The sequence below is a fragment of the Kitasatospora cinereorecta genome, from assembly GCF_024172095.1.
Classification (GTDB): Bacteria; Actinomycetota; Actinomycetes; order Streptomycetales; family Streptomycetaceae; genus Kitasatospora; species Kitasatospora cinereorecta.
Genome location: NZ_JAMZDX010000001.1, coordinates 946,401 through 959,326, shown reverse-complemented (window position 1 = coordinate 959,326; position 12,926 = coordinate 946,401). Strand labels below are relative to the sequence as shown.

The 12,926-nt window shown below is 72.0% G+C and carries 12 protein-coding genes; 1 reads left to right on the top strand and 11 read right to left on the bottom strand.

Annotated features, from left to right (window positions below):
- Window positions 1-43: 43 nt before the first annotated feature.
- From lepB to proS, 8 genes are all read right to left on the bottom strand, one after another.
- On the bottom strand, window positions 44-850 hold the full coding sequence (lepB, locus tag FHR36_RS04355) for a signal peptidase I (protein ID WP_407660798.1): 807 nt from the start codon (window positions 848-850) through the stop codon (window positions 44-46).
- Between the two features lie 292 nt (window positions 851-1,142).
- Window positions 1,143-1,493: a 50S ribosomal protein L19 gene (gene rplS, locus FHR36_RS04350; RefSeq protein ID WP_253793874.1), complete on the bottom strand. Its 351-nt coding sequence runs from the start codon at window positions 1,491-1,493 to the stop codon at window positions 1,143-1,145.
- 153 nt (window positions 1,494-1,646) lie between these two features.
- A complete protein-coding gene (gene trmD, locus FHR36_RS04345) occupies window positions 1,647-2,465 on the bottom strand; it encodes a tRNA (guanosine(37)-N1)-methyltransferase TrmD (RefSeq protein WP_253794730.1) in 819 nt (272 codons plus the stop codon).
- Window positions 2,466-2,470: 5 nt separating this feature from the next.
- A complete protein-coding gene (gene rimM / locus FHR36_RS04340) occupies window positions 2,471-3,115 on the bottom strand; it encodes a ribosome maturation factor RimM (protein ID WP_253793872.1) in 645 nt (214 codons plus the stop codon).
- 178 nt (window positions 3,116-3,293) lie between these two features.
- Window positions 3,294-3,533 (bottom strand): RNA-binding protein, encoded by a 240-nt coding sequence (locus FHR36_RS04335; protein ID WP_043916171.1) that lies wholly within the window; start codon window positions 3,531-3,533, stop codon window positions 3,294-3,296.
- A 2-nt stretch (window positions 3,534-3,535) separates the two neighbouring features.
- Window positions 3,536-3,964, bottom strand: a complete 429-nt coding sequence (gene rpsP, locus FHR36_RS04330; protein WP_043916170.1) for a 30S ribosomal protein S16 — start codon at window positions 3,962-3,964, stop codon at window positions 3,536-3,538.
- Between the two features lie 497 nt (window positions 3,965-4,461).
- Complete coding sequence (locus FHR36_RS04325; RefSeq protein WP_253793871.1) at window positions 4,462-5,040, bottom strand: hypothetical protein; 579 nt, start codon at window positions 5,038-5,040, stop codon at window positions 4,462-4,464.
- A 438-nt stretch (window positions 5,041-5,478) separates the two neighbouring features.
- A complete protein-coding gene (gene proS / locus FHR36_RS04320) occupies window positions 5,479-6,891 on the bottom strand; it encodes a proline--tRNA ligase (RefSeq protein ID WP_253793869.1) in 1,413 nt (470 codons plus the stop codon).
- A gap of 220 nt (window positions 6,892-7,111) precedes the next feature.
- On the opposite strand from proS, the gene FHR36_RS04315 reads away from it, so the two are divergent.
- Window positions 7,112-7,954: a class I SAM-dependent methyltransferase gene (locus FHR36_RS04315; RefSeq protein ID WP_253793867.1), complete on the top strand. Its 843-nt coding sequence runs from the start codon at window positions 7,112-7,114 to the stop codon at window positions 7,952-7,954.
- Window positions 7,955-8,082: 128 nt separating this feature from the next.
- Here the strand turns inward: FHR36_RS04315 and FHR36_RS04310 are convergent, their stop codons facing one another.
- The 3 genes from FHR36_RS04310 to FHR36_RS04300 form a co-directional block, all read right to left on the bottom strand.
- Window positions 8,083-8,610: a GNAT family N-acetyltransferase gene (locus tag FHR36_RS04310; RefSeq protein ID WP_253793865.1), complete on the bottom strand. Its 528-nt coding sequence runs from the start codon at window positions 8,608-8,610 to the stop codon at window positions 8,083-8,085.
- A 39-nt stretch (window positions 8,611-8,649) separates the two neighbouring features.
- Complete coding sequence (gene ffh / locus FHR36_RS04305) at window positions 8,650-10,215, bottom strand: signal recognition particle protein (protein WP_253793863.1); 1,566 nt, start codon at window positions 10,213-10,215, stop codon at window positions 8,650-8,652.
- A gap of 145 nt (window positions 10,216-10,360) precedes the next feature.
- Window positions 10,361-12,868 (bottom strand): [protein-PII] uridylyltransferase, encoded by a 2,508-nt coding sequence (locus FHR36_RS04300; protein WP_253794728.1) that lies wholly within the window; start codon window positions 12,866-12,868, stop codon window positions 10,361-10,363.
- Between the last annotated feature and the right edge of the window lie 58 nt (window positions 12,869-12,926).

The window sequence follows — 12,926 nt, the reverse complement described above, 5'->3', positions numbered from 1 at the left end:
GTCGGTGGCGATGTCCTCGTCCGGGGCTATGACCGCCCGATTCCTACCTCTGGTCCCCATGGCCACCTGTCCCCCCTATTGCCGCGAAGGCTGCCGGACGCTCCAGGGCGGTCCACCGGTCGACCGGGAAAACCACCCAGTCCGCGTGGCCGATCACCTTGTTCTCCGGCACCGTGCCACCGCCGGGCTCACCCAGGTGGTCACGGGAATCCCGGGAGTCGCTGCGGTGATCGCCCATCATCCAGAGTTCGCCCTTCGGCACGACGATGTCGAAGGGGACCAAAGACGGCGCGTCGCCCGGGAAGAGGTACGCCGACTCGTCGAGCGGCACCCCATTGACCCGGAGCCGACCGTCCGTGCCGCAGCACGTGACGCGATCACCGCCCACGCCGATCACCCGCTTCACATAGACCGTGTCACCGGCCGGCGCCAGCCCGAGACCCGCGAGGAAGTGCTGTGGGCCGGACGGCTCCGCCGCATACGGCAGGAAGGATCCGATGCCGTCGAAGACCACCACGTCGCCCCGCTGCACATGGCCGCCGAAGGCGTACGCAAGCCGATTCACCACCAGCCGGTCGCCGGGCTGCAGCGTGCCTTCCATCGAAGCGGACGGCACCGCGAACGGCCGCGCCACGAAGGCATTCACCAGCAGCAGGACGAGGACGCAGACCGCACCGATCCACAGCAGGTCGCGCGACCAGCGGCGCCCCGCCCCCGAATCGTCACCCTCGGCATCAGCATCCGCAGCATCGGCCTCGGACGCACCGTCGGCGTCAGGACGCGCGTCGACCTCGGATCCGCCCGAGCGCCCCGAGCCGGTCGGCTCACCGGAGCCGGCAGGAGTGGGCACACCCGCAAGGTCCGGCACGCCCGGCCCGTCCGGCACGTCAATCCCGTCCAGCCCGTCCAGCACGTCCGGCACGCCCGGCACGTCCACCGTGTCCACTGCACCCGACACGTCCGCCGAAGCAGCCGAGGCCGCCGGGGAAACGACCGCGGACCGCGACGGCGCGTCCGCGCCCATCAGGGCGGGACGACCGTCGCGGTCCGCGGGTGGTTCGTGCGTGCTCATCGGGCTGAGCTTATCCTCACGACATGAGTCGTTCGGAGGCCCGGCCGACGCTGAGCAGCCGCGCGGGCGATCAGGCCTCGCGCTTCTCCTTGATCTTCGCAGCCTTGCCGCGGAGGTCACGCAGGTAGTACAGCTTGGCACGGCGAACCGCACCGCGGGTCACGACCTCGATCTTCTCGACGACCGGGGTGTGCACCGGGAAGGTGCGCTCGACACCGACGTTGAAGCTGACCTTGCGAACGGTGAAGGTCTCACCGATGCCGGCGCCGTGGCGGCGGATGACCACGCCCTGGAAGACCTGGACACGGGAGCGGTTGCCCTCGATGACCCGGACGTGAACCTTCAGGGTGTCACCCGAACGGAAGGACGGGATGTCGGTGCGCAGCGAGGCCGCGTCGACAGCAGCGAGCTTGTTGCTCATTGTTGCTCTCCATCGCAGGCGCCACGGGCCGCCCACGGAATATCGTCTCAATGGGATGTACTGCGGGCCGCATCGGCTGGCGGTGATCCCCCCGTGGCGGGGGCACCGGTCCACGTGACCCCCTCGGGGAGCCCAGCGACAGACAGCAGTCGCCTATTCTTCCACAGCCTCGGCCATGGTCAGAAATCGGCCGCGCTCCTCGTCCCAGGCAAGGCCCAGAACGCTGAGCGCCTCGCGCTCCTTCTTGGTGAAGGCGTCGCGGCTCCACCGGGCGACCAGGTCGGGCCGGTTGGCGAGGGTACGGGCGAACGCCTGCTCGCGCCGCCACTGGGCGATCTTACCGTGGTGGCCGCTGAGCAGGATCTCGGGCACGTCCCGGCCGCGCCACTCGGCGGGCTTGGTGTACACCGGGCCCTCCAGCAGATCGGCCATCGCGCCGGGAGCGAAGGAGTCGTCGCGGTGCGACTCGGCGTTGCCGAGCACGCCGGGGAGCAGGCGGGCGATCGCCTCGACCATCACCAGGACGGCGACCTCGCCGCCGGCCAGCACGTAGTCGCCGATCGAGGCTTCGACCACCGGCATCCGGGTCGCCGCCTCCTCGATCACCCGCCGATCGATCCCCTCGTAGCGGGCGGGCGCGAAGGCCAGCCACGGACGCCCGGCCAGCTCCTGCGCCAGCTCCTGCGTGAACGGGACGCCGCTCGGGGTGGGGACGACCAGCGTCGGCACCTCACCCTCGGGGCCGGCCGCCAGCACGGAGTCGAGCGCCGCGCCCCACGGCTCGGGCTTCATCACCATGCCGGGTCCGCCACCGTACGGGGTGTCGTCCACGGTGCGGTGGATGTCGGTGGTCCACTCGCGCAGGTCGTGCAGGTGGACGTCCAGCTGCCCCCGCGCACGTGCCTTGCCGACCAGGGAGACGTTCAGCGGCTCCAGGTACTCGGGGAAGATCGTGACGACGTCGATTCGCATCTCGCTCACGAGCCCTCCACCGCCCCGGCCCCGCCCTCACCGTCACCGTCACCGTCAGCATCGCTGTCGACCTCGGGCACAGCCGCAGCCTCGGCATCCGCCCCGGCCTCGGCATCCGCCCCAGCCCCCGCCTCAGCCTCCGGCGAGTCGATCAGCCCGGCGGGCGGAGTGATGACGGCACGCTGGTTCTCCAGGTCGACCGTCGGCACGATCTGCGAGACGAAGGGCACCAGCACCTCCGTCCCGTCCGGCTTGGTGACGGTCAGCAGGTCCTGGTACGGCAGGTGGACGACCTCGGTGAGCTCGCCGACCAGAGTGCCGTCGGCGAGGACCACGTCCAAGCCGATCAGCTGGTGGTCGTAGTACTCCTCGGGGTCGTCCGGACGCTCGTCCGGGTCGACCTCGGAGATCAGCAGAGTGCCGCGGAGGGCCTCCGCCGCGTTGCGGTCCTTGACGCCGGCGAAGCGCAGCAGCAGACGGCCGCTGTGCACCCGCCCGGATTCGACGGTCAGCGGGCCGGCCGACGCGGGGTCGGTCATCAGCACCGCACCGGGCCCGAGCCTGAGCTCCGGCTCGTCGGTGCGGACCTCGACGCTGACGTCACCCTTGATGCCGTGGGCGCGGCCGATCTTGCCGACGACGAGCTGCACGGTGATCGCTCTCCTGAATCTTTCAGTACAGGTCGTTCTGTACAGGTCGTTCCGTACAGGTCGATCTATACAAGTCGTTCTATACAAGTCGTTCTGTACAGCTGTTGCAGAACGCAGAGAAGGACCGGCCGGGACGATCGAGTCGTCCCGGCCGGTCCTGAAACCTGACGGTCGAAGGTCAGCGAATGCTGTCCACGTCGACCAGGTCGACCCGGACGTTGCGACCGCCGAGGGCGCCGACCACGGTGCGCAGTGCGCGAGCCGTTCGGCCGCCCCGGCCGATCACCTTGCCGAGGTCATCAGGGTGCACCCGCACCTCGATGGTGTGGCCGCGGCGCAGGTTGCGCGAGCGGACCTGCACCTCGTCCGGGTGCTCGACGATGCCCTTCACCAGGTGGTCGAGGGCTTCCTCGATCACGCTCAGGCCTCGGTGGAAGCGGCCTCGGCCTCGTCAGCCTTGTCCGACTTCTTGGCCTTCGGGGTGATGGCGACACCGGTGGTGGCGTCCTCGAAGCCGGCGACGGCCTTCGCGAAGAGGTGCGAGAAGTCCTCGACCTTGGGCTCGGCGACCTTCAGCGGCTCCGGAGCCGGCAGGCCCTTGAACTTCTGCCAGTCACCGGTGAGCTTGAGGATGGCAAGCACGGGCTCGGTCGGCTGGGCGCCGACGGACAGCCAGTACTGGGCGCGGTCGCCGTCGACCTCGATCTTCGAGGGGTTGTAGGTCGGCTGGTAGATGCCGATCTCCTCGATCGCGCGGCCGTCACGCTTGGTGCGGGAGTCGGCGACGACGATGCGGTAGTGCGGGGAGCGAATCTTGCCGAGACGCTTCAGCTTGATCTTGACTGCCACGGGAGTGGATCTCCTGATGTTGACGTGGGTGAGCGACCGGTATCACCGCGTGGGGTTGCGGGACTTCCGGTCGTTCAAGGGACACGCCAGCCTTAAGGAGAGAGGGTCCTGCGGCTGCCGAGTACTCAGCTGTCCATTGTGCCACACCTCGGCATGTCGGCCGTCCGCCGACCCCGGAGCCCGAAGCTCCTGCAGCCCGGCCCGACCGGGGACCCCCGCCCCCGGTAGAGCCACTGCGTGCAGAGCACCACGGCTCACGTTCCACCTGACCCCCGTCGGCGCCGCCGGCCCCCGCCGTGCGGCGCGATGATCGGGTCAGGATCGGATCAGAACGACCCGGCTGATCGGGATCCCATGGATCCGGATCGGATCGGATCAGTTCGGTTCTCTTCGGTTCCGTTCGTTCGATCAGGATCGACTCGATCCCCATCGGCGACCGGTGATCAGCAATCGCCGATCGGTGATCGGCGCTCGGCGATCCGTGATCCGTGATCGGATCAGGCGATCTTGAACGGCTGCTGGCAGGCCCCGCAGACGATCGAGGCCTGGGCGAGCACGGACGGCACGACCCGCACGTTGCGACCGCAGCCGCAGACCGCCTTGACCCGGACGCCGCCCCCGGAGGAGCCGTGTCGGGCCGCCGGGCCGCGGAACGCCCGGTGGTTGCCCTCGCCGGCCACGGCCAGCTGGTGGGCGCCGAGCGCGCGGTCGAGACGCTCTATGGTCTCGGCGTAGCGCTCCCGGGTGGTGATGTCCATCGTCACCTGCGAGAAGCCACTGCTGGCGTGCGGCTCGACCGGGTGGGCGAGCCCCAGCTCGGAGGCGAGCATCAGGAACCGGCGGTTGTGGTACCGGCCCGCACGCGAGGTGTCGCGGATCTCGCGGGCGGCGGCCAGCCCGTGGGCGGCCTCGTGCAGCAGCCGCTCGAAGTCGAGCCGCGTGCCACAGGCCGAGGAGGACTCGCCGATCAGCGCCTCCGGGGAGGCGAGGTCGGGGAGGTCCTGGTGGTGGGCCTGGATGTCGCTCCAGGCGGCGGCCAGTTCGGCCGCCAGGACGAGGGGCTGTGTCGTGCTCACGCTGTACCAACGATGGGGAGAGAGCCGATGTTCCGCGAGTTCCCGTTCTCCGCGAATTCCCAGCGGACTCTCAGGAATGCACTTCCGCGCATGAATTGTGCTGATCCGATCTGACGCAAGACCAACCCCCTGCAACTCTCGGGCCCGTCGGGATTCGGCGGGCTCTCGGCTACCGCACGGAGGCCCAGCACCTCCGAACGGACGGCCCGCGGCCCGTCGAAATTGACAGGGCCACGGGCCGTATACCGTACCGCTAGTTTCGGACCTCGGGGAGTTGACTGGTCAGTAGTCTCAACAGCTAGTACGCGAACCGGGGTTCTTGAATTCGAACGCGCTTCGTCGAGAAGTGCAGCTCACCAGCCGAACCGCGGCCCCCGCCCGAGACAACCAACCAGGACAACCAACCAGGACAACCAGGGCAACCGGCCGATGCGACGGTCAGTAGGCGCGCGCGACGATCGCGACATTGCCTTCCTGGTCGTCGGTGGCCGGCACCGAGCCGTCGGCGGCGACGATGCAGCGCACCGAGACGCCCTGCTCGGCCAGCTTGGCCTCGCCCTCCGGGCCGAGCTCGGCCCAGGAGATCCGGCCCCAGCCGGTCGCGGCGGCCTCGACCGCCTCGTCGAGGGTGGTGACGTCCACCGTGCGGGCCTCGCGGCGCTCGCGGGACTGGCGCAGCAGCAGCGCCTGGTCCTCCTCGAGGATGCCGGGGACGAGCGCGGCCAGGGCGTCCACCGCCACCGGCTCCTTGCCGCCGGGGATGCGGCGGGCCAGCATCGCGGTGCCGGCCTCGACGTCGCGGGGGCCGATCTCGATGCGCAGCGGCACGCCCTTGAGCTCCCAGTCGACGGCGCGACGGCCGAAGGGGGTGTCGGTGCGGTCGTCCACGACGACCCGGACGCCGGCGGCCTCCAGGGCGGCGCCGACCTCGCGGACCTTCGCCAGCACCGCGTCGTCGCCCTTGATGGCGAGGACGACGGCCTGGACGGCGGCCAGCCGCGGCGGGACGCGCAGGCCGTTGTCGTCGCCGTGCGACATGATCAGGCCGCCGACCATGCGGGTGGAGACGCCCCAGGAGGTCTGCCAGACGTACTCGCGCTCGGCGCCCTGCAGCTGGTACGTGGTGTTGAACGCCTTGGCGAAGTTCTGGCCCAGCTCGTGGCTGGTGCCCATCTGCAGCGCCTTGCCGTCGCCCATCATGCCCTCGAGGGTGAGGGTGTTGATCGCGCCGGCGAAGCGCTCCTTGGCGGTCTTGCGGCCGAGCACCACGTCGATGCCGAGCACGTTGACCATGAAGTCGCCGTAGACGTCGGTGTGGATCCGCGAGGCGTAGTCGCGGGCGTCCTCGTAGCTGGCGTGGGCGGTGTGCCCCTCCTGCCAGAGGAACTCGGTGGTGCGCAGGAAGACGCGCGGGCGCAGCTCCCAGCGGACCACGTTGGCCCACTGGTTGATCAGCAGGGGCAGGTCGCGGTGGCTCTGCACCCACTTGGAGAAGTACTCGTTGATGATCGTCTCGGAGGTGGGCCGGACCACGACCGGCTCGTCCAGCTCCTTGCCGCCGCCGTGGGTGACCACCGCGAGTTCGGGGGCGAAGCCCTCGACGTGCTCGGCCTCCTTGGTCAGGTACGACTGCGGGATGAACATCGGGAAGTAGGCGTTCTGGGCGCCCGCCTTCTTGATCCGGGCGTCCATCTCCTGCTGCATCCGCTCCCACAGGCTGTAGCCGTACGGTCGGATGACCATGGTGCCGCGCACCGGACCGTTGTCGGCCAGCTCGGCCTTGTTGATGAGGTCCTGGTACCAGCGCGGGAAGTCGTCCGCCTGAGGGGTGAGAACGGGTGCCTTAGCCATGGGGCAGATGGTACGGGGATCCGGGCGCCGACTGTGAATCGCCCGCGCCCCACGCAAGTAGGGGTCTGCGCCGGGCGGGCGACAAATAAGCCGCAACTACCGCAACAACCCGCGCCGTCCGTCTGGACGCCGGGCCCGACCCGCTGTTCGCTGGTACCGGGGCGGGGGTCGGCCGGGGGAGGCAGAGGCATCGGGACTCGAGGACCAATGGGAGGCCGGTATGGCTTCAGCGCAGGTGACCGCGACCACCGTCGAACGCCCGCGGGCGTACGCGACGGCAGGGGCGCACGGTCGGGCGCGGGACTGGGCGGAGATCCAGGAGCGGATGCTCGTACCGCTCTACCAGGCCGTCTACCAGCGGCTCGAGGTCGGGGCGGCGACCAGCCTGCTCGGTCTCGGCTGCCGTTCGGGGCTGGCGCTGCTGCTCGCGGCGGAGCGCGGCGCGCTGGTGGCGGGCGTGGAGGAGGCACCGGAGCTGCGGGAGCTCGCCGAGGGCCGCGGTCTCCAGGTCGCCCCCGCCGCTTCGGCCCACTCCCCGGCCGGTCCCGGTGAGGTGACCGCCCGTTCGGCGTACGGCCTCCCCCGGGCGGCGCACTCGCTGGTGACGGTTTTCGAGCAGCTGCCGTACGCCGTCCGGCCGTCCGAGCTGGTCGCCGACGCGGCGGCGCGGACGCTGCCCGGCGGGCAGGTGGTGCTGGCGAGCTGGGGACCGCCGGAGCGGTGCGAGAGCGCGGCGGTGCTGGAGGTGGCGCGCCGCAGGTCGCCACGCGCCCCGGAGCACGGACCGTTCGGGTTGAGCGCGCCCGGTGCGTTGGAGGGACTGCTGGCCGGAGCCGGGCTGCGGCCCGCCGGCAGTGGACGGGTCACCTGCCCGTTCGCCTACGCGGACCTGGACGAGGCGGTCCGCGGGATGCTCTCCACCGGGCTGTACGAGCGGGCGGTGGAGGACTCCGGGCAGGCGCTGGTGGCGAAGGAGCTGGAGGAGTCGCTGCACCCCTTCGTCCGCGCCGACGGCTCGGTGCGGATGACCAACGTCTTCCGCTACGTGGTCGCCGACCGCTGACGGGAGCGACCGACAAGCGTCGCCGGAGCGGCCGACCGACCAACGTAGCCGGACCGACCGGCCGACGACGGCCGGCCAGGGCACAGAGCCAGCAGCACCGGGGCCGCCGGCGCCGGACCGCTGCCGGGCTACGCCTCGGCCGGCCCCGGCCACTCCTCCGCGGTCAGCGCGAAGCGCTCGTGGTCGCGCCAGGCGCCGCCGAGGAAGAGCATCCGCGGGGTGAAGCCCTCGTGCCGGAAGCCGAGCCGCTTGGCCAGCGCGATGGACCGGTCGTTGTCCGGCTGGACGTTGATCTCCAGCCGGTGCAGTCCCAGCCCGCCGCGGTGCTCCGGCGCGAAGCACCGGTCGACCACCAGCCGCATGCCCTCGGTCATCCGGCCGGTGCCGGCGTACGGCAGGTACGAGTCGTAGCCGAGCGCGGCGTTGCAGAACCGGCCCATCACGATGTTGGCCACGTTGCACTTGCCGACCAGGCCGCCGGTCTCGACGTCCTCGATCAGGTAGGTGCGCAGCCCCGCGCCCTGGCGTTCCAGCAGCTCCACCAGGCCCTCGGGCTCGACCGGGTTCCACCGGCCGATGTGCTCGGCGGAGCGCCGCACAGCTTCCGCGTACGGCTGCAGGTCCTCGGGGCGGGGCGGCCGGATCGTCACTCGCATACGGCCATCAAAGCACCTACCCGGTCGGCTACAGGTCGGCTACAGCAGGTCCTTGAACTCCGGCGGGAGCTGGAAGTCGGACGGGCCCTTGCCGGCGCCGAGGCCGAACGCGCCGCCGTCGGCGGTGGGCTGCTGGCCGGCCGGGCCGAGCGCCTTGCGCTGGGCGGCCGCGGCCTCCTCCTGCGCGCGCTTCAGCGGGTTGCCGCTCTTGCGCTTGCCCTTGGCGACCGGCGCCTTCTTGCCGGACTTCTTCGCGCCGCCGCCCATTCCGGGGATGCCCGGCATGCCGGGGATGCCCTTGCCGGAGGCCATCGCGGACATCATCTTCCGCGCCTCGAAGAAGCGCTCGACCAGGTTGTTGACCTCGCCGACGCCGACGCCCGAACCCTTGGCGATGCGGGCTCGGCGGGAGCCGTTGATGATCTTCGGGTCGGTCCGCTCGGCGGGGGTCATCGACTTGATGATCGCGCCGACCCGGTCGACGTCCTTGTCGTCGATGCTGTTGATCTGCTCGCGGATCTGGCCCATGCCGGGCAGCATGCCGAGCAGCTTGGAGATCGAGCCCATCTTGCGGACCTGCTCCAGCTGCGACAGGAAGTCGTCGAGCGTGAAGTCCTTGCCGCCGCCCTGCAGCTTGGCGGCCATCTTCTCGGCCTCGGCCTGCGAGAAGGTCTGCTCGGCCTTCTCGATCAGGGAGAGCACGTCACCCATGCCGAGGATGCGCGAGGCCATCCGGTCGGGGTGGAAGGCGTCGAAGTCGTCGACCTTCTCGCCGTTGGAGGCGAACATGATCTGACGGCCGGTCACGTGGGCGACCGAGAGGGCGGCGCCACCGCGGGCGTCGCCGTCGAGCTTGGAGAGCACCACACCGGTGAAGTCGACGCCCTCGAGGAAGGCCTGCGCGGTGGTGACCGCGTCCTGGCCCACCATGGCGTCGACCACGAACAGGACCTCGTCCGGGCTGACGGCGGCGCGGATGTCCGCGGCCTGCTGCATCAGCTCGGCGTCGATGCCGAGGCGGCCGGCGGTGTCGACGACCACGACGTCGTACTGCTTCTGCTTGGCGTACTCGATCGAGTCGCGGGCGACCTGCACCGGGTCGCCGACGCCGTTGCCCGGCTGCGGACCGTAGAAGGCGACGCCCGCGCGCTCGGCGACCACCTGGAGCTGGTTGACCGCGTTGGGGCGCTGGAGGTCGCAGGCGACCAGCAGCGGGGTGTGCTTCTGCTGCTTCAGCCAGTGGCCAAGCTTGCCCGCCAGGGTGGTCTTACCGGCGCCCTGGAGACCCGCCAGCATGATCACGGTCGGGCCGGTCTTGGCGTACTGCAGGCGGCGGGTCTCGCCACCGAGGATGGCGATGAGCTCCTCGTTGACGATCTTGATGATCTGCTGCGCCGGGTTCAGCGCGCCGGAGACCTCGGACCCGAGCGCGCGGTCCTTGATCTGCTTGATGAAGGCCCGGACCACCGGGAGCGCGACGTCCGCCTCCAGCAGCGCGATCCGGATCTCGCGCGTGGTGGCATCGATGTCCGCCTCACTGAGGCGGCCCTTGCCCCGGAGGTTCTTGAACGTCGCTGCGAGGCGGTCGGAGAGAGTGTCGAACACGTCGGTCGCGGGTCCCTTGCGGCATCGGTACGGGTACTGTCGTCGTCCCCAAGGGTATCCGGCCCTCCACCGAACGGTCTGCACCGCGGTCGACTGCCGCCCCTCCCCCGGTCGACTCCCCGGTCGACCAGGGGCGTTCCCCCGGTCAGCCGAGTGCCTCCTGGACCGCCCGCGCCACGGCCGCGGCCTGGTCGGCGGCCAGCGGGCGGCCCTCGGCGTCGGTCACGTAGAAGGCGTCCACGGCGTCCGCGCCGAGGGTCGACACGTGCGCGGTCCGCACCCGCACCCCCGCGCCGTCCAGCGCCCGCCCGATCCGGTGCAGCAGCCCCGGGGCGTCGTGGGCGCGCACCTCCAGCACGGTCGCGCTGACCGAGGCGGCGCCGGGTGCCACCGTGACCACCGGCGGCGGGGTGGCGATCCCGCGCCGCCGCGGGGCCGCGGCGTCGCGCTCGGCGAGTTTGCGGGCGACGTCCAGCGACCCGTCCAGGGCGCGCCGCAGGTCGGCCCGCAGCCGGGCGGCCTCCGGCAGTTCGCCGTACTCGGCGGCGACCGTCCAGGAGAGCAGCAGCACCGGGCCGGCGCCGACCGGGTCCAGCTCGCGCAGCCCGGCCTTGCGGACGGTCAGCCGGTGCAGCGCCAGCACGCCGGCGACGGTGCCGAGCAGGCCGGGCCGGTCCGGGATGGCCAGCGTGAGCTCCACGCCCATCGGCTCGGTGGCCGGCGAGCCCCCGTCCGGACCGCTGTTCGGGCCACCGTTCAAACCGCCGTCCGGGCCGGTGTACGGGCCCTCGGCGTGGGCGCGCAGGGCGAGCGCCGGCGCGCGCGTACGCGCCGCCTCGACGGCCAGCCGCTCCTCGTCGGCGGTGGGCTCGACATCGGCCGGGAAGGTCGTCTCACCGGTCAGCCGGCCGGCCGCCCGGGCCACCAGGCCGGCCACCAGGGAGGCCCGCCAGCTGCTCCAGGCGGCCGGTCCGGTGGCGGTGGCGTCGGCCTCGGTGAGGGCGTGCAGCAGCTCCAGGTGGGGCAGGGTGCCGACCACCGTGGTGATCAGGTCGACGGTGGCCGGGTCGTCGGGGTCGCGCCGGGTGGCGGTGTCGATCAGCGTGAGGTGGTGGCGGACCAGCAGGGCCAGCGTGTCGGTGTCGGTCTTGTCGAAGCCCATCCGGGTCGCCACGTCGCGCACGATCACCTCGCCCGCCTCGGAGTGGTCGCCGGGCCAGCCCTTGCCGATGTCGTGCAGCAGGGCGGCCACCAGCAACAGGTCGGGCCGGGCCACCCGACGGGTCATCGCGGCGGCCTTCACCGCGGTCTCGATCAGGTGCCGGTCGACCGTCCAGCGGTGCACCGCGTTGCGCTGCGGGCGGCACCGGACCCGCTCCCAGTCCGGCAGCAGGCGGCTGATCAGGCCCTCCGCCTCCAGCGCCTCCCACACCGGCAGACAGGCCTCGCCGGCGCCGAGCAGGGTGACCAGCTGCTCGCGCGCCTCGTCCGGCCAGGGCACCGGCAGCGGGCGGGCCTCGGCGGCGAGGCGCCGCACGGTGGCGTACGAGACGGTGAGCCCGGCCTGGGCGGCGGCCGCGGCGGCGCGCAGCGGCAGCACCGGGTCGCCGGCGGGTCTGGCGCCCTGGGCGAGGACGGCCTCGCCGTCCTGTTCCACCACGCCCTCGGCGAGCGGGCGGCGGGCCACCGTCCCCTTGGCGACCGCACCGGTGCCGCGGCCCACTCCGCTGAACGGGAACGCCAGCCGGGAGATCCGCCGACCGCGGTTGGCCTGGGCGGCGAGCACCCGTTCAACCGAGCGCCAGGTGACGTCGGAGGCGTAGGCGATGGTGCGGGCGGATTCGTAGACCTGGCGCAGCAGGGTGTCGGCGTCCAGCACGCCGAGCCTGGCGGCGACCTGGTCCTGGTCCTGGAGGCTGAGCCGTTCGGTGGCGCGGCCGGTGACCAGGTGCAGCGCGTCCCGGACGTCGGCCAGCCGCTCGGCGGCGGCGTCCAGGCCGTCGCGGGGGGCGTCGGCGAGCCAGGTGGCGGCGATGGCGTTGAGCGCGACCACATCGCGCAGGCCACCGCGGGCCTCCTTGAGGTCGGGCTCCAGCAGGAAGGACAGCTCGCCGTGGCGTTCGGCGCGGGCCTGGCACAGCCGGTGCAGCTCGGGCAGCCGCTTGGGCGCGGTGGCGCGCCAGTCGGCCAGCACGGCCGAGCGCAGGGCGGCGGTGAGCGCCGGGTCGCCGGCCAGGTGGCGGGCGTCGAGCAGGCCGAGCTGGGCCTTGAGGTCCTCGGCGGCGACCGCGCGGGCCTCGGCGACGGTGCGCACCGCGTGGTCGAGGGCGGCGCCGCCGTCCCAGACCGGGTACCAGATCCGCTCGGGCAGCTCGGCGTCGAGCGGGCCCTCGTGCAGCAGCAGGACGTCCAGGTCGCTGCGCGGGGAGAGTTCGCCGCGCCCGTAGCCGCCGACCGCGACCAGCGCCGTGCCGGGCGGCGCGCCGGCCGCCCGGTACAGCCCGGTCAGCCACCGGTCGGTGAGCGCGGACAGGGCGGCGCGGCGCGGCGCACCGACGGTCGCCGGATCGGCCAGCAGCCGGGTTCGCTCGGCGGCGTAGTCGACGCCGGGCCCGACAGGACGCTCGGCAGCCTGATCGACCGCGCGGTCCACGGCCCGATCGGCAGCCTGACCGTTGGCCCGATCGACGGGACGGTCGGCAGCCTGATCA